The organism is Streptomyces malaysiense, from assembly GCF_000980885.2.
In the GTDB taxonomy this organism is placed as follows: Bacteria; Actinomycetota; Actinomycetes; order Streptomycetales; family Streptomycetaceae; genus Streptomyces; species Streptomyces malaysiense.
Window position 1 is genome coordinate 16,501 of record NZ_LBDA02000116.1, and the last position, 18,609, is coordinate 35,109.

16 protein-coding genes and 1 pseudogene are annotated in these 18,609 nt (G+C 71.5%); 9 read left to right on the forward strand and 8 right to left on the reverse strand.

Annotated elements, in window-relative coordinates; all coding sequences use genetic code 11:
* Nucleotides 1–4: 4 nt before the first annotated feature.
* Entirely contained in the window at nt 5–799 is a 795-nt protein-coding gene (locus VT52_RS33280; RefSeq protein ID WP_046417450.1) for a metal-dependent hydrolase, read from the reverse strand.
* Nucleotides 800–944: 145 nt separating this feature from the next.
* Between VT52_RS33280 and VT52_RS33285 the strand changes: the two genes are divergently transcribed.
* Both VT52_RS33285 and VT52_RS33290 read left to right on the forward strand, forming a co-directional pair.
* Nucleotides 945–3,458, forward strand: coding sequence for a DEAD/DEAH box helicase (locus tag VT52_RS33285; protein WP_046417448.1), 2,514 nt, complete (start codon nt 945–947; stop codon nt 3,456–3,458).
* Nucleotides 3,459–3,477: 19 nt separating this feature from the next.
* On the forward strand, nt 3,478–4,347 hold the full coding sequence (locus VT52_RS33290; protein ID WP_046417447.1) for an acyl-CoA thioesterase: 870 nt from the start codon (nt 3,478–3,480) through the stop codon (nt 4,345–4,347).
* 33 nt (nt 4,348–4,380) lie between these two features.
* On the opposite strand, the gene VT52_RS39230 is transcribed toward VT52_RS33290, so the two are convergent.
* On the reverse strand, nt 4,381–5,523 hold the full coding sequence (locus VT52_RS39230) for a DUF6397 family protein (protein ID WP_420856324.1): 1,143 nt from the start codon (nt 5,521–5,523) through the stop codon (nt 4,381–4,383).
* 126 nt (nt 5,524–5,649) lie between these two features.
* On the reverse strand, nt 5,650–6,063 hold the full coding sequence (locus VT52_RS33300; protein WP_046417446.1) for a roadblock/LC7 domain-containing protein: 414 nt from the start codon (nt 6,061–6,063) through the stop codon (nt 5,650–5,652).
* Nucleotides 6,064–6,167: 104 nt separating this feature from the next.
* Here VT52_RS33300 and VT52_RS38305 point away from each other — a divergent pair.
* Nucleotides 6,168–6,573, forward strand: a pseudogene (locus VT52_RS38305) (TIGR03618 family F420-dependent PPOX class oxidoreductase); the annotation flags it as partial.
* 105 nt (nt 6,574–6,678) lie between these two features.
* Nucleotides 6,679–7,278: a class I SAM-dependent methyltransferase gene (locus VT52_RS33305; RefSeq protein WP_046417482.1), complete on the forward strand. Its 600-nt coding sequence runs from the start codon at nt 6,679–6,681 to the stop codon at nt 7,276–7,278.
* Between the two features lie 4 nt (nt 7,279–7,282).
* Here VT52_RS33305 and VT52_RS33310 read toward each other — a convergent pair whose 3' ends face one another.
* Nucleotides 7,283–8,038: an alpha/beta fold hydrolase gene (locus VT52_RS33310; RefSeq protein WP_046417481.1), complete on the reverse strand. Its 756-nt coding sequence runs from the start codon at nt 8,036–8,038 to the stop codon at nt 7,283–7,285.
* Between the two features lie 115 nt (nt 8,039–8,153).
* Between VT52_RS33310 and VT52_RS33315 the strand changes: the two genes are divergently transcribed.
* Nucleotides 8,154–8,681 (forward strand): PadR family transcriptional regulator, encoded by a 528-nt coding sequence (locus VT52_RS33315; protein ID WP_046417444.1) that lies wholly within the window; start codon nt 8,154–8,156, stop codon nt 8,679–8,681.
* Here VT52_RS33315 and VT52_RS33320 read toward each other — a convergent pair.
* Nucleotides 8,664–9,563 carry an oxygenase MpaB family protein gene (locus VT52_RS33320; protein ID WP_046417443.1) on the reverse strand — a complete coding sequence of 300 codons (900 nt, stop codon included), beginning with the start codon at nt 9,561–9,563 and terminating at the stop codon, nt 8,664–8,666. The genes VT52_RS33315 and VT52_RS33320 overlap by 18 nt on opposite strands.
* A gap of 290 nt (nt 9,564–9,853) precedes the next feature.
* Here VT52_RS33320 and VT52_RS33325 point away from each other — a divergent pair, with 290 nt between their 5' ends.
* Nucleotides 9,854–10,723 carry a hypothetical protein gene (locus VT52_RS33325; protein ID WP_046417442.1) on the forward strand — a complete coding sequence of 290 codons (870 nt, stop codon included), beginning with the start codon at nt 9,854–9,856 and terminating at the stop codon, nt 10,721–10,723.
* Nucleotides 10,724–10,746: 23 nt separating this feature from the next.
* Here VT52_RS33325 and VT52_RS33330 read toward each other — a convergent pair whose 3' ends face one another.
* The 3 genes from VT52_RS33330 to VT52_RS33340 all read right to left on the reverse strand — a co-directional run bounded on the left by VT52_RS33330 (nt 10,747) and on the right by VT52_RS33340 (nt 13,783).
* Nucleotides 10,747–10,932 carry a hypothetical protein gene (locus tag VT52_RS33330; protein ID WP_046417440.1) on the reverse strand — a complete coding sequence of 62 codons (186 nt, stop codon included), beginning with the start codon at nt 10,930–10,932 and terminating at the stop codon, nt 10,747–10,749.
* Nucleotides 10,933–11,211: 279 nt separating this feature from the next.
* Nucleotides 11,212–12,378 (reverse strand): xylose isomerase, encoded by a 1,167-nt coding sequence (xylA, locus tag VT52_RS33335; protein ID WP_046417438.1) that lies wholly within the window; start codon nt 12,376–12,378, stop codon nt 11,212–11,214.
* 202 nt (nt 12,379–12,580) lie between these two features.
* A complete protein-coding gene (locus VT52_RS33340; RefSeq protein ID WP_046417437.1) occupies nt 12,581–13,783 on the reverse strand; it encodes an IS110 family RNA-guided transposase in 1,203 nt (400 codons plus the stop codon).
* A 213-nt stretch (nt 13,784–13,996) separates the two neighbouring features.
* Between VT52_RS33340 and xylB the strand changes: the two genes are divergently transcribed.
* The 3 genes from xylB (at nt 13,997) to VT52_RS33355 (ending at nt 18,476) form a co-directional block, all read left to right on the forward strand.
* Entirely contained in the window at nt 13,997–15,442 is a 1,446-nt protein-coding gene (gene xylB / locus VT52_RS33345) for a xylulokinase (protein WP_046417436.1), read from the forward strand.
* Nucleotides 15,443–15,481: 39 nt separating this feature from the next.
* Nucleotides 15,482–16,690: an ROK family transcriptional regulator gene (locus VT52_RS33350; protein WP_046417434.1), complete on the forward strand. Its 1,209-nt coding sequence runs from the start codon at nt 15,482–15,484 to the stop codon at nt 16,688–16,690.
* Between the two features lie 301 nt (nt 16,691–16,991).
* Entirely contained in the window at nt 16,992–18,476 is a 1,485-nt protein-coding gene (locus VT52_RS33355) for an APC family permease (protein WP_046417433.1), read from the forward strand.
* Nucleotides 18,477–18,609: the final 133 nt, after the last annotated feature.

Consider the following 18,609-nt stretch of genomic DNA (forward strand, 5'->3'; position numbering starts at 1 on the left):
GGCCTCAGATCACGTTGAGGGCTGCCGCGCAGCCCACGCCGCCGAGCACCATGAACACCGGCATCAGCACCTTCAGCTCGACCCAGCTGCCCGCCCGGAACCGGATCGCCTTCGGCGGTCCCACCGGGTACCAGCGCCGGCGCCCGAGCGGGATCGGCCACAGGATCGGGCAGCCCGAGACCGTCAGCGCGTCCCCGATGTCGTGCACCAGCGCGCCCAGCACGATCGGCAGCCCCAGCCACATGTACGCCTGACCGGGCTCGGTGAACAGCCAGTCCGAGCCGTTGCCCGGCTTGTCGAGCACACCCGCCAGGATCCACGCGGAGGCCGCCGCCAGCAGCCAGACCAGTATGTCGCTGCTGGAGCCGCGGGCCGCCCGCCACAGCAGTCCCTCGATCGCCAGCACCATGTGCACGAACAGGATCGCCAGCACCGCCCAGCGGCCCCCGGTGATCGCCGCCGCCGAGGCGCCGGCGCCTATCAGGACCGCCCACACCCAGGTGTGCGTCAGCGTGCGGTGGCCACCGGAGCGGCGCGGGTCGCCCTTCTTCCTGGTCGCCTTGTAGACGGCGTAGGACAGCTTGTCCACGATCTCGCAGAGCCAGTGCGAGATCGGCCCGAAGGCGCGTGAGATGGTAGCTGCCTTGTGGTCGAGGTCCGGTGCGAGCGCGGCGCCCGCGCAGATCAGGGCGCCGACCAGCAGGACCGGCCAGGGCATCGGGTGCCCGGCCGCGGCGGCGGCCGCCCCGACACCGAGCCAGGCCGCGGCCCCCGACAGTGAGTGTGCTGGTCCCATCATGGCCGCTTTCCGCCCCATTCCTCATATACCGCTGTCCAGTTGACACGGTGCGCTGACGCCCCGTCGGCGACACAGCGTAGCTGCCATGATCTTCCCGGCCCCAGCCGATTGTCCGATCGGGGAGAAGGACAGGCAAGATGGGAGGGTGACCCTCATCGATCAGCTGCCGCCGACCGCCGACCCCGACGCCCTGTACGAAGCCTTCGAGTCGTGGGCCCAGGAGCGCGGCCTCACCCTCTACCCCCACCAGGAAGAGGCGCTGATCGAAGCGGTGTCCGGGGCGAACGTGATCGTCTCCACCCCCACCGGCTCCGGCAAGAGCATGATCGCCGCGGGCGCGCACTTCGCGGCGCTGGCCCGGGACGAGGTCACCTTCTACACGGCGCCGATCAAGGCGCTGGTGTCGGAGAAGTTCTTCGAGCTGTGCAAGCTGTTCGGCACCGAGAACGTCGGCATGCTCACCGGCGACGCGTCCGTGAACGCCGACGCTCCCGTGATCTGCTGCACCGCCGAGGTGCTGGCCTCGATCGCGTTGCGTGACGGCAAAGACGCGGACGTGGGCCAGGTCGTCATGGACGAGTTCCACTTCTACGCGGAGGGCGACCGTGGCTGGGCCTGGCAGATTCCACTGCTGGAACTGCCCCAGGCACAGTTCATCCTGATGTCGGCCACTTTGGGCGATGTGTCGTTCTTCGAGAAGGACCTCGCCCGCCGCACCGGCCGGCCGACCGCTGTGGTCCGCTCGGCGACCCGCCCGGTGCCGCTCTCGTACGAGTACAAACTGACCCCGCTCACCGAGACGCTCACCGAACTGCTGGAGAGCAAGCAGGCTCCGGTGTACATCGTCCACTTCACGCAGGCGCAGGCCGTGGAGCGGGCACAGGCGCTGATGAGCATCAACATGTGCTCGCGCGAGGAGAAGGACCAGATCGCCGAGCTGATCGGCAACTTCCGCTTCACCACCAAGTTCGGCCGCAACCTCTCCCGGTACGTCCGGCACGGCATCGGTGTGCACCACGCCGGCATGCTGCCCAAGTACCGGCGGCTGGTGGAGAAGCTCGCCCAGGCCGGTCTGCTGAAGGTCATCTGCGGCACGGACACGCTCGGCGTCGGCGTCAACGTGCCGATCCGCACCGTGCTGTTCACCGCGCTGACCAAATACGACGGCAGCCGGGTGCGAACCCTTCGGGCACGGGAGTTCCACCAGATCGCGGGCCGGGCCGGCCGGGCCGGCTTCGACACGGCGGGCCTCGTCGTCGCCCAGGCACCCGAGCATGTCATCGAGAACGAGAAGGCGCTGGCGAAGGCCGGCGACGACCCGAAGAAGCGGCGCAAGGTGGTGCGCAAGAAGGCGCCGGAGGGCTTCGTCGCCTGGACGGAGAACACCTTCCAGAAACTGATCGACTCGGAGCCCGAGCCGCTGACGTCCCGTTTCCGGGTGACGCACACCATGCTGCTGTCGGTGATCGCCCGGCCGGGCAACGCCTTCAAGGCGATGCGCCACCTCTTGGAGGACAACCACGAGCCGCGCAAGCAGCAGCTGCGGCACATCCGCCGGGCGATCGCGATCTACCGTTCGCTGCTCGACGGCGGCATCGTGGAGAAGCTCGACAAGCCCGACGCCGAGGGTCGCATCGTCCGGCTCACGGTCGACCTCCAGCAGGACTTCGCGCTCAACCAGCCGCTGTCCACCTTCGCGCTCGCCTCGTTCGAACTCCTCGACCCCGAGTCGCCGTCCTACGCTCTCGACATGGTCTCCGTGGTCGAGTCCACCCTGGACGACCCGCGGCAGATCCTCGTCGCCCAGCAGAACAAGGCGCGCGGCGAGGCGGTGGCCGCGATGAAGGCCGACGGCGTCGAGTACGAGGAGCGCATGGAGCGCCTCCAGGACGTCACCTACCCGAAGCCGCTGGAAGAGCTGCTCTTCCACGCCTACAACACCTACCGCAAGAGCCACCCCTGGGTCGGCGACCATCCGCTGTCGCCGAAGTCGGTCGTCCGCGACATGTACGAACGGGCGCTTTCCTTCACCGAGTTGGTGTCCTTCTACGAGCTGGCCCGCACCGAGGGAATCGTGCTGCGCTACCTCGCCAGCGCCTACAAGACACTCGACCACACCATCCCGGACGATCTGAAGTCCGAGGACCTCCAGGACCTGATCGAGTGGCTGGGCGAGATGGTGCGCCAGGTGGACTCCAGCCTGCTGGACGAGTGGGAGCAACTGGCGAACCCCGAGGAGATGACCGCCGAGCAGGCCCAGGAGAAGGCCGACGAGGTAAAGCCCGTCACCACCAACGCGCGCGCCTTCCGGGTGCTGGTCCGCAACGCGCTGTTCCGCCGAGTGGAGCTGGCCGCGCTGGACGAGGTCGAGGAACTGGGCGGGATGGACGCCGAGTCCGGCTGGGACGCCGACGCGTGGGGCGAGGCGATGGACAAGTACTGGGACGAGTACGAGGATCTCGGCACCGGCCCCGACGCCCGCGGCCCCAAGCTGCTGGTCATCCAGGAGGAGCCGCAGAACGGCCTGTGGCGGGTCCGGCAGATCTTCGACGACCCGAACGACGACCACGACTGGGGTATCAGCGCCGAGGTCGACCTCGCGGCCTCGGACGCCGAGGGCCGTGCGGTCATCCGCGTCACCGACGTCGGCCAGCTGTGACCACAGGAGAACCCCGCCCATGACGACGAACCCGGCCGAAAGACTGGTCGATCTGCTCGATCTGGAGCGTATCGAGGTCAACATCTTCCGTGGCCGAAGCCCGCAGGAGTCCCTCCAGCGGGTCTTCGGCGGCCAGGTGGCGGGCCAGGCCCTGGTCGCCGCCGGCCGCACCACGGACGGCGACCGCCCGGTGCACTCGCTGCACGCGTACTTCCTGCGCCCTGGTCGTCCGGGTGTGCCGATCGTGTACCAGGTGGAGCGGATCCGCGACGGGCGCTCGTTCACCACACGCCGGGTCACCGCGGTGCAGCAGGGCCGCACGATCTTCAATCTGACCGCCTCCTTTCACAAGCCCGAGGAAGGACCGTTCGAACACCAGCTGCCGCCGGCCCGTGAGCTGCCGCACCCCGAGTCGCTGCCGACGGTGGCCGAGGAGATACGCAAGCATCTGGGCGCGCTGCCGGACCAGTTGGAGCGGATGGTGCGCCGCCAGCCCTTCGACCTCCGGTACGCCGACCCCCTTCGCTGGAACGACGAGGAGGTCAAGGGAGCCGAGCCGCGCAGCGCGGTGTGGATGCGCGCGGTCGGCCCGCTGGGCGACGACCCGCTGGTCCACACCTGTGCACTGACCTACGCCAGCGACATGACGCTGCTGGACGCGGTGCGCATTCCCATCGAACCCCTTTGGGGCCGCCGGAGCTTCGACATGGCCTCGCTGGACCACGCCATGTGGTTCCACCGTCCGTTCCGCGCCGACGAGTGGTTCCTGTACGACCAGGAGTCACCGATCGCCACCGGCGGGCGAGGGCTTGCCCGCGGGCGGATCTACGACATCGAGGGGCGACTGCTCGTCTCGGTCGTACAGGAGGGACTGTTCAGGTCCCTTTAGCGGACCGCGTCGACCGGGCGTGATCCAGGCTGCTCAGACCTCTGCGGGCCGAGGCGCGCCCCGTCGCAGCCAGGTGCGCAGACGCCGTGTGGAGCGTGACGGCTCGTGCCCGGCTCCGGGGAACCGGGGTACGGGGGCCGGAACGGGCTGCCTACGCGGCACGTGTCGCCGCTCGGGTGCGCGTCCGCCGGAGATCCGGCGCGGCTCGACGGAGCGCACCAGCGGCTCCACCGGTGCCGGCCCGGCGGTGAGCGCCGTCGACTCGCCCGAGGTATCCGACGGCTCCGCCGGCGCCGGTGCAGGCATCGGTTCCACCGGTGCCGTGACCGTGCGCGCCAGGGGCGGGATCGGGCCTGCCGTCCGACGCGCCGGCGGACCGGTACGGCGGACGGTCGGGCGCGGCGCCGGTGACAGGGCCCGCGCCTCCTCGACCGAGTGCGCGAGGTCGCTGCGCAGCCACTCGATCTCGTCCGCGTCCTGCGCGGTCGCGATCCGCTCGGCGACATGGGCGAACGAGGTTCCGGCCAGAGTCCGGCCGGACAGCGCGGGCCGCAATCGGTTCATCCAGGCGCGCTCGTACGGATCCTCGACGACGTCGGCGACCTCGACGGGCGGGAGCAGGGCGGCGAGGGCACCGGCTCGGGCCCACGGGTCCTCGGCCTGGCGCAGCAGGGATCCCAGTTGCCGCATGCGCCAGTTGCGGGCGCGTAGGTCCACCCCCTCCGCGAGCTGGCCGCGCAGTGTCTCGGGTGTGCGGCCCTTGAGCAGGCGCGTGTTCTCGGGGACGGCCGCGAAGTGCTGCAGTTCCTCGGTGAGATAGAGCCAGACCACGGCGCCGTACCGGTTGACGTAGACCTTCGCGGGCACGAACAGGCCCAGCCGGGCGAGCCGGGTGAAGCGGCCGGCGGAGATGTCCATCAACTCGGCACCTTCGGCGGTACCCACGACGCGCACCCGGTCCTTGAACGCGTCCGGGAACCCGTCCTGCGCCCGGAGCCGGTCGATCTCCGCACGCTCCACCAGCCGGGCCCCTCCCCCGCCCTCATCAGGGACGGTCCGCACATGGCCGAGCTGGACGGCGAGATCGAACTCGCCTCGCAGCATCCCCAGTTCGCGAGCGGCTCGGCTCGGCGCGCAGAGGTCGGAGCGGACTGGTTCGAAGATGTGTGCCGACATGGCCGCACTCCCCCGTGGAGTCAGTGGCTCACGCCCGGTGCGATCGCCGTGCACACACCGTAGCCGGATCGGCGCATCACGCGGCAGACCTGTGGACAACTCCGTGAGGCTTCGAGAACGCGCAGGTCAGAGGCCTATGTCCGGCGCCCGCTCGGGTTTCCGGGCATCCACGCCGAGGTGCTCACCGACCCGGTTGACGAGCAGGGTCATCTCGTACGCTATCTGCCCCATATCGGCCTCGGCCCCGCTGAGCACGCACAGACAGCTGCCGGCACCGGCCGCGGTCACGAACAGCACGGCGTCGTCGTACTCGATCATCGTCTGGCGCACCGCCCCGGCACCGAAGTGACGCCCCGAGCCCTTCGCCAGGCTGTGCAGTCCGGAGGCCACGGCGGCGAGGTGTTCGGCGTCCTCGCGACGCAGGCCGGTGCTCGCGCCCGTGACTAGGCCGTCGTTGGACAGGATCAGTGCGTGCCGTACGTCGTCCACGCGTTCCGTCAGGTCGTCCAGGAGCCAGCCGAGTCCCTGGTTCTGCGCCATTTACGTCTCCCCCTGCGATCTCTCCTCCCTGGCCGGAGGAACCCTCCGCAAGCCTTCCCCACGTGCGGCGTACGGGCAAGCAGGACGGGCGCACGGCACAGAAGATGACCGACGAGGAATGGCGGGCATTCGCCCCAAAAGGCACTCTCGCCGGCAAACTGACCACCGTTCGCGCCGATGGGAGCCCGCATGTGACCCTGATCCGGCTCCTGCTGGACGGACGAATCGACCCTTCTCCCCGGCCAGAACACCGTGAAAGGGCGCAATCTGACCCGTGACGGGCGTGTCGCCCTGACCATGGACGACGACCGGCCGCCGCTCCATCTCGTGTTGCTCAGCGGCCGCGCCCGGCTGCCCGAGGACCCGGCGGAACTGCGCCACCGGGCCGCGCGGGTCGCCGTCCGGTGCAGGAGAGAGGACCGGGCCGAGGAGTTCGGCGCCCGCAACGGCGTTCCCGGTGAGCTGCTGGCGCACGTCAACGTCGGGGAGGTGGTGGCGATCCGGGACCTGACGGCCGGAGCGGTGCCCCGGGCGGACCGGCAGCCGCGGTGCGCCCGTCGCCGCACCCGGACACGCAAAGCACAGGGCCGCGAAAATCAGGGCATCATGCGGGTCATGAGCGACGACCACGCACATGTCCAGGAGTTCTTCACCGCACGGGCCGCCGAGTGGGACAGCAAGTTTCCCGACGACGGGCCGGCGTACGCGACCGCCGTGGCTGACCTCGGGCTGCGGGCGGGCGGCCGTGTGCTCGACGCGGGCTGCGGAACGGGGCGCGCGCTGGCCCCGTTGCGGGCCGCCGTGGGCCCCACCGGCATGGTGCTCGGCGCCGATCTGACCCCGGCCATGCTCGCGGCCGCCGTAGCGGCGGGGCGGGACCGGGAGGGAGCGCTGCTGCTCGCGGACGTGGCCGCCCTGCCACTGCGCTCGGAGTGCCTGGACGCGGTGTTCGCGGCAGGACTGATCGCCCATCTGCCACGCCCGGTGGAGAACCTGCGGGAGTTCGCACGGGTGGTACGGCCCGGCGGGCGGCTCGCCCTGTTCCATCCCATCGGCCGCGCGGCCCTGGCGGCGCGGCAGGGCCGGCAGATCACACCGGAGGACCTGCGGGCGGAGCCCAACCTCCTTGCTCTGCTGTCCCGTTCGGGGTGGCGCATGACGTCCTACGTCGACGAGGACGCCCGATTCCTCGCCCTCGCCGTACGCGAGAGCTGAGGGATCAGATGTTTGCGGCGACCGCGGCGGCGAAGGCACCGGGGTTGTCGAACATGACGTTGTGCCCGGCGCCGGGCACCGTCAGCACCCGTACGCCGGCCGCTTCCAGTCGTTCCAGGCCGTCGAGCCCACCGCTCTCCTCCCCCTGGAGGTAGACCCGGTCGATGTCCAGGCGTTCCAGGATCGTGCGCATGACCGGGTCGGAGCCGCGCCGCAGGCCGACGGCGCTGCGATGCAGGGCGCGCGGGTCCGCGAGCCGCATGGTGGCCGCCCACAGCGGACCGGCGGCGGCCAGGACGCTCGCGTACGCCTCCCCCACGAACTCGTCCTCCTCGTAGGCGGCGATCGCGCTGCTGCCCGCTGTCCGAGGTGGGAACGCGTCCAGATTGGCCTCACAGAGCACGAGCCGGGAGACGAGTTCGGGCCGCCGGTGCGCGAGCACGATGGCGACGGCGCCGCCCATGCTGTGCGCGATCAGTTCGGCGCCGTCGGCCCCGGCCGCGTCCAGCGCGGCCGCGACCGCGTCGGCGTGCTCCTCCAGTGTGTACCCGAAGCGCCGGGGCCGGTCGCTGAGACCGTGGCCGGGCAGGTCCATGAACAGGCTTCGTCTGCCCGCGAGTTCGGGGCGGGCCGCGATATGCGCGTGATAGGGCGCGGACATCGACCCCAGACCGTGGAGGTAGACCCGGGCGGGCTCCGCCCCCGAGACCTCGGTCCAGCGGATGCGGCTTCCCTCGTCATCGAACACGGCCTGCTGCACAGCGCCCTCCCTGTCGGCCTTGATCACCGAGCGACCATACATCGGCCTCGATGTATTACGTCAATGAAGTATTCATGGAACGCTGTACAGCGTCGCCGTACGCAAGAATGCGGGCATGCTCGAACTCGCCATCCTGGGATTCCTGTACGAGGCCCCGCTGCACGGGTACGTTCTGCGCCGCCGCATCGCGGCGCTCACCGGACATGTGAGGCCCGTCGCGGAGAGCACCCTGTATCCGGCGATCAAGCGCCTGGAGAAGGCCGGACTGCTGGTGCGGGCCACCGAGCCGGGAGCCGTGGCCGCGCCACGTCATGTGCTCCGGCTGACCGAGGAGGGCCGGCGGGAACTGCGGCGCCGGCTCGCCGAACCCGGACGGCGCGAGATCACCGACGAGAACCAGTGGTTCGTCCTGCTCGCCTTCCTGCGTCACCTCGCGGACCCCGCGGCCCAGACCGCGGTGCTGAACCGGCGGCTCGCCTTCCTGGAGGAGCCGACGAGCTTCTTCTACGACGGCGACCGGCCGATCCGTGCCGAGGAAGTGGACGACCCATTCCGGCAGGGCATCCTCACCATCGCGCGTGCCACGAGCCGGGCCGAACTCGGCTGGCTGCGCGACACCCTCGCGTCACTCGACGGAGCCTGAGGTGTCCAGGTGCCGCACCGGGCAGCCGCGCAGTCCCGGGACCGGGCGCGTGCCGAGGTCGGCCACTCGGTAACCGTTCGGATACCCCTTGATCTCCCGGTTCTGGCGCGCGAAGTGGGGTGCGCGGCGTGGCGGCAGCAGCCGCACCAGCCGGCCGCGCGCCCGGACGGCGCCGCGTACCAGGGCGACGGCGGCCGCGCCGGGCCGCTCGTAGCGGAACGCGTCCAGCAGCGGCTGGTCGAGCAGCGCGAGCACACCTGTGCGCAGCAGGGGCGCCAGGGGGCGTGGATACCAGGACGCCATCAGTTCGAGGGTGGCGTCCGAGACCCGACGGGCTCCTTCGTCCCAGCCGAAGTTCGCCTCCTCGTAGGTGTCGAGAAGGGTTTCGAACTCTTCGTAGGTCCTGGGGAGATCGGGGATGCCCATGTGCCGGCCGAGGGTCCGGTAGTACTCGGTGGCGGCGACGGCCTCGTGTCGGGACAGCCGGCGCCAGCCGTACGCGTCGATCCAGCGCTTGGGCACCACGACGAAAGTGCTGAGCACGTACCGCATGTCGTCGTCGCCGATGTCGTAGGCGCGGTGCATCTGGTTGATGCGACGGATGGCCGTGCGCCCCTGTTCGGCGGCGAAGCCGTGCTCCACGACGGTGTCGAGGAGCAGGGCGGTGTCGTCGTACCGCCTCTGGGTCTGGTCGGTCAGCTCGGCGGTGCGAGCGAGGAGGCGGCCGATGCTCGGGACGGCGTAGGTGCGGTACAGGGCCAGTTCGAGGGCGCGCGTGTAGTCCCAGGGGAATTCGTAGACGGCGCTGAGCCGGTAGATCTCCGGGGCATCCGCCACCGGGTCCAGCCGGCGGATCCGCTCCAGCCGTTCGAAGCGCTTCACCGCGTCGTCCCCCTGTCTGTCGCCGGAAGCCAACTCTATGTGGAGTGCGGACGGACGAACCATCACCGATCTGCCCTTTTCAGAAGGTGAGCGGGCACTTTCGTTCGGCGGGATCGGCGCTCTCGGTGGTCCCGGGGCGGGGGCGGTCTGGGGAAGTCCCGTGGAGACCGTGGTCGTTTCGCCCCCGTCCAGGGGGAAAGTTGCAGGTCCGCGTGGTGTGAGGAGTCGTGACAAGGTCCTTCCGTCCGCATTAGGGTGCGCGCGGTTGGACAAGCCACTGGGAGGCAGGGATGGCCGGGACGGACGATGGGGCCGTCGCCGCCGCGGACGATGCGCTGTATGTGCTGACGGCGGTGCTGCTGACACCGGCGCAGTTCCCGAGCGTACTGGGCGACGATTATCCGGAGTCGTGCGCGGCGCTGGGGCTCGCGCCCCGCGTGGACGGGTACGGCCTGGTGCTCGGGCAGGACGGCGACGGCGCCCGCTGGACGGTCGTCATCGACGATGTCTCGCTGGTCGCGGTGGCGATCGCGTCCTGGGACTGCGGCCTGGAGTACGAACTGTCGCCCGATGAGCACGCGATCGTGACCGCGTTGCCGGGGTGGCCGCTGGCGGTCGCCGTCGCGGCCCCTGGAGTCCCCGCGCCGCACGATCCCGCTCCCGAGACGGGCGAGCGGCCCCCGCTGTGTCCGCCGGACACCAGTGTCTGGGGCCCGGCTCAGCGACGCCTGGGTGCCGACGAGATAGCGGCTCAGTGGGCGGCCTGGCGGCAGCAGATCAACGACGACGAGTTCGCCCCGCCGGACGGACCGGCCCCCGCCGCCGAACCCTCGGCACGGCCCGAGGGGAGCGACAAGAAGCCCGAAGGCACCGCGGAAGCGCCGAAGGGCGGACACCGGGGGATCCGGCGGGTGCTCACGGAGGCCCGCGCCTACGTCGACTCACCGCCTCCGCTGGGCCGGGTGCGCTCCACCTTCGCCCCTGGTGACGCCCGCACGCTGCGCGCGGACGGACCCGGCTGGTCGATGGTGGCGCGCACCGACGACATCGCCTTCGTGCTGCTCGACGAGGAGCCCGGCGAGGTCCTGCCGGTCGGCCGCGGTCCGGAGCTGCCCGGACTGCTGGACGCCCTCGACAAGATGGCCGTACGACCCCTGTGATCAGGGGCGGTGCGGTGTCCGTCTCAGCGGCCGAGCTCCTTACGGGTGACCCGGCGCAGCCTGCGCCGCTGGGACGGGTCCAGTGCCAGGTAGGCGGCGGCCGGGATTCCCACCACGACCAGGAACACCACCCACCAGGGCAGCCCCAGGAGCAGCAGTATCAGACCGACCGCCACACCCCCTGCGGCGATCTTCGCATTTCTCGACATGAGCGTCGCCTCCTTCAACGGCCACCGCCGTTCTCTGCTGTGAGAACGGCCTCCCGCTCCCCGCGGTTCCGGGCCTCGCCCCTGAGACATCCCTGATGTGTGCCCCTAGTGGACCGGTTCCGCCGGGCGACGGCCACAGAGCGGGGCGAGACGACCCAGGTCACGGCGTCAGCATAAGGGGGGCGCTGCCAGGACGCCCACGGAAGAAGGCCGGGGAGCGGGACGCGTGCACGCCCCGCTCCCCGGCCTTCTTCCGTCACCGTCCCACGGGGCCGACCGTCAGGCGCGGGCGCCCAGCAGGTGGTCCATCGCCAGCTGGTCGAGGTGCTCGAACGCCATGCCGCGCGCGGCGGCGGCATCGACGTCGAAGTCCTCGAACGCGGTGCGGTCGGCGAGCAGGGCGTCCAGGCCGTCGGCCGCGGTCGGCCGGGCCAGCTGGTCCAGGCGCGCGGCACGCAGCGCCTCCCGCACCTCCGGGTCGGCGCGGAAGGCGGCGGCGCGGTCCTTGAGGATCAGGTAGTTGCGCATGCAGCCCGCGGCCGAGGCCCACACGCCGTCGAAGTCCTCGGTCCGGGGCGGCTTGAAGTCGAAGTGCCGCGGGCCCTCGTAACCCGCGCTCTCCAGGAGGTCGACCAGCCAGAACGCCGCCCGCAGGTCGCCGGCGCCGAACCTCAGGTCCTGGTCGTACTTGATGCCGGACTGGCCGTTGAGGTCGATGTGGAAGAGCTTGCCCGCCCACAGGGCCTGCGCGATGCCGTGCGGGAAGTTCAGGCCGGCCATCTGCTCGTGGCCGACCTCCGGGTTGACGCCGTACAGCTCCGGGCGCTCCAGTCGCTCGATGAAGGCCAGGGCGTGGCCGACGGTGGGCAGCAGGATGTCACCGCGGGGCTCGTTGGGCTTGGGCTCGATCGCGAAGCGGAGGTCGTAACCCTGGGCGGTGACGTACTCGCCGAGCAGGTCGAACGCCTCCTTCATGCGGTCGAGGGCGTCACGCACGTCCTTGGCGCCACCGGACTCGGCGCCCTCACGGCCGCCCCAGGCGACGTACGTCCTGGCGCCCAGCTCGGCCGCCAGATCGATGTTTCGGATCGTCTTGCGCAGCGCGTACCGGCGTACGTCGCGGTCGTTGGCGGTGAAGCCGCCATCCTTGAAGACGGGGTGGGTGAAGAGGTTCGTGGTGGCCATGGGCACCGTCATACCGGTGGCGTCCAGGGCCTGGCGGAACCGCTTGATGTGCGACTCGCGCTCGCTGTCGGAGGACCCGAAGGGGATCAGGTCGTCGTCGTGGAAGGTCACTCCGTAGGCGCCCAGCTCGGCCAGGCGCCGCACCGTCTCGACCGGGTCGAGCGCGGGACGGGTGGCGTCGCCGAACGGGTCCCTTCCCTGCCAGCCGACGGTCCACAGACCGAAGGTGAACCTGTCCTCGGGGGTGGGCTGGAAGCTCATGGCGCGGCTCCTTGTTCCGTACGACTATTTCGTCATGGCCGTTTACAAATTAGTATGCGACCACGCCTCTGGGAAGAGACAAGGTGTCTTCGACCACAAGGCGTCTTCGACAGATGCCTTCCACGGGCCCCTCGGGATGTCCCCGGGAGCGCCCCACAGCACATCCCGCTGAGCCGCGGAAGAGGGAGTCTCAATGACGAAGTCAAGCCGCTCGCGCGACCGGCGGGGCGGAGGTGAAGACCCGGTTGTCGCGCAGCAGCGCCCAGAGGACGCTCGCCCGGCGGCGAGCAAGGGCGATGACGGCCTGGACGTGCTTGAGCCCTTCGCCACGCTTCTTGAGGTAGAAGTCCCGGTTCGGTCCCTCGCGCATCATGCTGGTCTGCGCGGACATGCAGAACACCCGCCGCAGGCGGCGGCTGTAGCGCTTGGGCCGGTGGAGGTTGCCGGTTCGGCGGCCGGAGTCGCGCGTGACGGGCACCAGCCCGGCCGCGGAGGTGAGGTGGCCGGCGTCCGCGTAGGCCACGAGATCGCCTGCCGCGACGATGAACTCGGCTCCGAGGATGGGGCCCATGCCGGGCAGGGATTCGATGATCTCTGCTTGCGGATGGGTCCGGAACGTCTCGCTGGTCTGCTTGCCAATGCGCTTGAGCCGGTCGTCCAGGGCCAGGATCTGCTCGGCGAGACCGGCCACGATCTGCGCGGCGACATCCTCGCCGGGCAGAGCGGTCTGCTGGGCCTGAGCTGCCTCCAGGGCGGCGGCCGCGACCTCGTCGGCACCGCGCACGCCCCGGTTGGCGAGCCAGGCGGTCAGCCGCGACCGACCACGGCGGCGTATCGCGGCCGGCGTCTGGTAGCCCGTCAGCAACACCAGGGCGCCCTTGTGCGAGCTGTAGTCGAAGGCCCGTTCCAGCGCGGGAAAGACGCCGGTCAGCACGTCGCGGAGTCGGTTGATCATCCGCACCCGGTCCGCCACCAGGTCGGACCGGTGAGCAGTCAGGAGCGCAAGGTCCGCGGCCAGCTGGGCAGGCACGTCGACCGTGGTGGAGTCCGTGCGGTGGCGGGCGGTTTCGGCGATGACATAGGCGTCGCGGGCGTCGGTCTTCGCCTCGCCCCGGTAAGCGCCCGACATGCGGTTGACCGTGCGGCCCGGCACGTAGACGGCCTGCTGGCCGTGGGCTGCGAGCAACGCCAGCAGCAGCGCAGAGGACGTCCCGCAGATGTCCACCGCCCAGTGGACCTCGTCCGCCAGGTCGAGGATCTCGCCGAGCGCGGTCAGGATCGCCGATTCGTCGTTGTCGATCTTCTTCGACCACAGGGTCGCGCCGGTCTCGTCGACCACCGCCGCCCAGTGATGGCCCTTGCCCGCGTCCACACCGGCCCAGGCCTGGGCCCGTCGCTCGCTCACTCGCCCCTCCTCGTTCCGCACAGCATGCCGTCGGCCCGAGGAACACCCCGCTGTCATCTCCGTAAACAGCGACCGCACAAGGCGCGCACATCTCAATCAGCAGCCAGGGCGCCCCGGAGAGCCGGACGGCCACTCCTTCGGAGCCACGACTGGCAAGACCCCATCAGCCACATCCGGCCCTCCCGGGCCGCCTAACAACTTACGGAGAACCCCATGTCAGCAGCGGAGGGTCCGCTCGTCGTCGGCGTGGACACGTCCACCCAGTCCACGAAGGCCCTGGTCGTCGACGCGGCCACCGGGGAGGTGGTGGCGAGCGGCCAGGCGCCGCACACCGTCACCACCGGAACGGGCCGGGAGAGCGATCCGCGCCAGTGGTGGGATGCCCTGTGCGAGGCGCTGCGCCAGTGCGGTGACGCGGCGCACGAGGCGGCCGCGATCTCGGTCGGCGGCCAGCAGCACGGCCTGGTCACGCTGGACGAGCACGGTGAGCCGGTGCGTCCGGCGCTGCTCTGGAACGATGTCCGCTCCGCGCCGCAGGCCCGCCGGCTGGTTGCGGAGCTGGGTGGCCCGAACGCCTGGGCCGAGCGCACCGGAAGCGTGCCCGGAGCGTCGTTCACGGCGGCCAAGTGGGCATGGCTCGTCGAGCAGGAACCGGAGGCGGCGCGTGCGACCAGGGCCGTACGGCTTCCCCACGACTACCTCACCGAGCGCCTGACCGGGCAGGCCGTCACCGATCGCGGCGATGCCTCCGGCACCGGCTGGTGGGCGTCCGGCACGGAGCGGTACGACGAGGAGACCCTGGCGCACCTCGGGCTCGACCCGGCGCTGCTGCCCCGGGTGGTGCGTCCGGGCGAGGTGGCGGGCACGGTACGTGACGGCCATGGACTGCCGTTCTCCAAGGGCACGTTGGTGGCCCCCGGCACCGGTGACAACGCGGCGGCCGCGCTGGGCCTCGGGCTGCTGCCCGGCACCCCCGTGCTGAGCCTGGGCACCTCCGGCACGGTCTACGCCGTCTCCAGGCACCGCCCGGCCGATCCCACCGGCACAGTCGCCGGTTTCGCGGACGCTCGCGGCGACTGGCTGCCGCTGGCCTGCACCCTGAACTGCACGCTCGCAGTCGACCGCGTCGCGACCCTGCTGGGCCTGGACCGCGAGGCCGTGGCACCCGGCGGCTCGGTGACGCTCCTGCCGTTCCTGGACGGCGAACGCACCCCCAACCTGCCGAACGCTTCCGGGCTGCTGCACGGGCTGCGCCACGACACAACACCGGGCCAGCTGCTCCAGGCGGCGTACGACGGTGCCGTGCACTCGCTGCTCGGCGCGCTCGACCTGGTCCTCGACGAGGACGCGGACCGCGACAGCCCCTTGCTGCTGATCGGCGGCGGCGCGCGGGGCCACGCCTGGCAGCAGACCGTACGACGGCTGTCCGGGCGGCCGGTCAGGATCCCCGCGGCGAAGGAGCTGGTCGCCCTGGGAGCCGCGGCCCAGGCGGCCGGACTACTGACCGGCGAGGATGCGGCCGCGGTGGCCCGCCGCTGGAACACCGCGGCGGGACCGGTGCTGGAGCCCGTGTCCCGGGACGAGGAGACGCTGGCCCGGATCGGCGGGGTACTCTCCGACGCGGCCCCGCTGCTGGAGCGGGGCACGGAAAACCGCTGAGCCGCGCCACCGGGCCCTGGAACGAGGATTGACGCAGCCATGACCGTACCGCTGCACGAGGCCCGACCCGCCGGGGTCGGCCGGGCTCTGCCGGACACGCAGCAGGGCATGCGCCGGCGCAATCTCGCGCGAGTGCTGCACGCGGTCAGTGCCGAGGGTTCGCTCTCCAGGGCCGCGGTGGCCTCGCGCATCGGCCTGACCCGGGCCGCGGTGTCGACCCTGGTGGACGAGTTGATCCGCTGGGGGCTACTGGAGGAACTGGGCCCCGAACGGCCGGGGCGCGTGGGCCGGCCCGGGTCGGCGCTGGCGGTGAACGGCCGCGGCCCGGCCGGGATCGGCGCCGAGATCGGCGTCGATCACCTCGCGGTGTGCGCGGTCGACATGCGTGGCGCGGTCCGCGCGCGGGCCGTGCGCCGGGGCGCCAACCGCGGTCGGGCGCCCGAGCCGGTGATCGCGGAGTTGGCGGCACTGGTCAGCCAGGTGGTCGCCGAGGCGGAGCGGGAGGAGTTGTGGCCCGCCGGGCTCGCGGTCGCCGTTCCCGGACTGGTGGCACGGGACAGTCGCACCGTCGTGCGCGCCCCCAACCTCGAATGGCGCGACACGGACCTCGGTGGCCTGCTGCCCGGCGATTGGCCGCTCACCGTGGACAACGAGGCCAACTTCGGTGCCCTGGCCGAGCTGTGGCTCGGTGCCGGCACGCCGCGCGAGTTCCTGCACGTGTCGGCCGAGATCGGCATCGGCGCGGCGATCGTCGTGGACGGGCGGTTGCTACGCGGGACCCGGGGTTTCGCGGGCGAGTTGGGCCATGTGCCCGTGCGACCGGACGGACCGCCCTGCGCCTGCGGCGGGCGTGGCTGTCTGGAGCAGTTCGCGGGCCAGGAGGCGGTGCTGCGCGCGGCCGGGCTCCAGCCGCGCGAGGATCTCGTCGGCCTGCTCGCGGAGCACGCCGAGAAGGGCGAGGAAGGGGTGCGGGAGGCGCTGCGCGACGCGGGCACGGCGCTCGGAATCGCGCTGACCGGCGCGGTGAACCTGCTCGACCCCGAGACGGTGGTCCTGGGCGGCGCCCTGGCGGGGCTGTCGCCCTGGCTGCTGCCGTCGCTGGAGGCGGAGCTGAGGGGCCGCACGACGGGCCCGGCCTGTCCGGTGGCGGTGTCCCCGCTCGGCCCCGAGGGTCCGCTGCTGGGCGCGGCGCACTCCGTGGTCCGTGCCGTGCTGGACGATCCGGCCTCGGTGGCCACACGATCCTGACGTCTCGTCGAACGCCCGCGGACGGCGTCGGCCGGCCGCGGTGCGGACGTGTCCGTCGCGGGCTCCGGCGCGGCCGCCCGGCCCCCGCGCACTCTCATCGCCCGAATGAGTGGCGAAGATATCCACAGGCTTCGGCTTGTCCACGGACCCGTGGCGCACCCTTCTGCCGGGCCCGCCCGCGCCGTAACGTGAATCGCACGAGGCACGCGCTGCCGAAGTGTCAGAACCGGCGTGGGCCTCGCGATTCGAGCGGTATTCACCCGGATCGGGCGGCGCCGGACGGACAGACATCGGGGGACGCATGCGCGAGGAGGCCACCGGGACTTTGCGGCGCGACGCCATCGGGCTGCGCGAGGTCCTGTTCCAGAGTGTCACGGCGATGGCGCCGGCCGCCGCGGTGGCCGCGTCCATCCCGGCCGGCGCGGCCTTCGCGGGCGGCAGCCTGCCACTGGCCGTGCTGGTCGCCCTGGTGGCCTGCCTGTTCACCGCCTCCTGCGTCGCCGAACTGGCACGGGAGCTGCCCGCCGCCGGCTCGGTCGCCACCTACGCGGCACGGGGGCTGCATCCGGCCGTCGGCTTCCTCGTCGGCTGGGGTTACGTCTTCGCGGAGATGCTGGTCCCGCCGCTGCTGCTCCTGCAACTGGGCTTCACGGTGGCGGGGACCTTGCACGACGAGCGGCCCTGGTACCCCGCGGACCTGTGGTGGCCGTACTCCTTGGCGGGAGCCGCCGTCATCGCCGTCGCCGGATACCTGGGCGTGCGTGCCTCGGCTCGCTTCGGCACCGTCCTCGGAGTCTTCGAGGTCCTGGTCTTCCTGGGGTTCGCCGCACTGCTGATCGTCAGCGCCGGCGGCGCCAACACCCTCTCCGTCTTCGGCACTTCGCATACCGTCACGGGCCGCTCCGGGATCGGCGGGGTGTTCGCGGGATCCGTGTACACCGTGCTGGCCTTCGCCGGGTTCGAGGCGGCGGCACCGCTCGCGGAGGAGACTCGCGAGCCCCGGCGGACCATGCGTCGCGCGGTGCTGGGCGCGGCCCTGGGCATCGGTCTGTTCTACGTCGTCACCACCTACGCGATGACCGTCTACGTCGGACCGGACCGGTTCGCCGGGTTCGGCGCTTCGGGCAGCGCGTCCTGGGAAGGCGTGGCGCGGGCCTCCTTCGGATTCTTCTGGGTGCTGCTCTTCCTCGCGGTGGTGAACTCCACGATCGCCAACGCCAACGCGTGCGCCAGCGTGTCGACCCGCACCGCCTTCGCCCTGGCCCGCGTGAGGGTCCTGCCCGGGGTGCTCGCCACGCTCCATCCCCGCCACCGCTCCCCCGTGGCGGGCATCGTGGTGCAGACCGTCGTGGCCGTCGCCGCCGTGCTGGGTCTCGGCCTCGGCTACGGCCCGGAGACCGCGTTCCTGCTCCTCGCCACGGTGATCGTCACGGTCGTCATCGGCGTCTACATCGTGGTGAACCTCGCGTGCGCCGGCCACTTCGTACGGGCCGGCGGCAGTTCCCTCAAGCCGGTACGGCACCTGCTGTTCCCGGTGCTGGGTGTCGCCGCCTTCGTGTCGGCACTGCTGACGGCGGCCGGGCTTCCGGTGTTCGATTTCGTGACCGAGCTGACGGCTCCGGTGTCCTACGCGGGTCCCGTCGTCGGCGTCTGGATGGCGGCGGGCGTGCTGGCGCTGCTGGTCCTGGCCCGGCGTCACCCCGAGCGCATAGCGGAGACCTCGCGGGTGCACATCGAGGAGGACGCCACAGCCGGCCCACGGCAGGACGGCAGCATCGTCCGCTGACCGGTCGTCCCGCCGGCACCGCGCCGTACGGCCGGCCGGCCGGACGACCGATGGTCGCCGCTCGCGTCCGCCGCGCATCACGCCGCGTCCGCCGCCCGGCGGCCCGCCCCCCTCCTCGCCCCCTACGACCCAG

Coding starts and splice junctions, on each gene's coding strand:
- VT52_RS33280 (WP_046417450.1), bottom strand. CDS start 799: ATGATGGGACCAGCACACTCACTGTCGGGGGCCGCGGCCTGGCTCGGT.
- VT52_RS33290 (WP_046417447.1), top strand. CDS start 3,478: ATGACGACGAACCCGGCCGAAAGACTGGTCGATCTGCTCGATCTGGAG.
- VT52_RS39230 (WP_420856324.1), bottom strand. CDS start 5,523: ATGTCGGCACACATCTTCGAACCAGTCCGCTCCGACCTCTGCGCGCCG.
- VT52_RS33300 (WP_046417446.1), bottom strand. CDS start 6,063: ATGGCGCAGAACCAGGGACTCGGCTGGCTCCTGGACGACCTGACGGAA.
- VT52_RS33305 (WP_046417482.1), top strand. CDS start 6,679: ATGAGCGACGACCACGCACATGTCCAGGAGTTCTTCACCGCACGGGCC.
- VT52_RS33315 (WP_046417444.1), top strand. CDS start 8,154: ATGCTCGAACTCGCCATCCTGGGATTCCTGTACGAGGCCCCGCTGCAC.
- VT52_RS33325 (WP_046417442.1), top strand. CDS start 9,854: ATGGCCGGGACGGACGATGGGGCCGTCGCCGCCGCGGACGATGCGCTG.
- VT52_RS33330 (WP_046417440.1), bottom strand. CDS start 10,932: ATGTCGAGAAATGCGAAGATCGCCGCAGGGGGTGTGGCGGTCGGTCTG.
- xylA (WP_046417438.1), bottom strand. CDS start 12,378: ATGAGCTTCCAGCCCACCCCCGAGGACAGGTTCACCTTCGGTCTGTGG.
- xylB (WP_046417436.1), top strand. CDS start 13,997: ATGTCAGCAGCGGAGGGTCCGCTCGTCGTCGGCGTGGACACGTCCACC.
- VT52_RS33350 (WP_046417434.1), top strand. CDS start 15,482: ATGACCGTACCGCTGCACGAGGCCCGACCCGCCGGGGTCGGCCGGGCT.
- VT52_RS33355 (WP_046417433.1), top strand. CDS start 16,992: ATGCGCGAGGAGGCCACCGGGACTTTGCGGCGCGACGCCATCGGGCTG.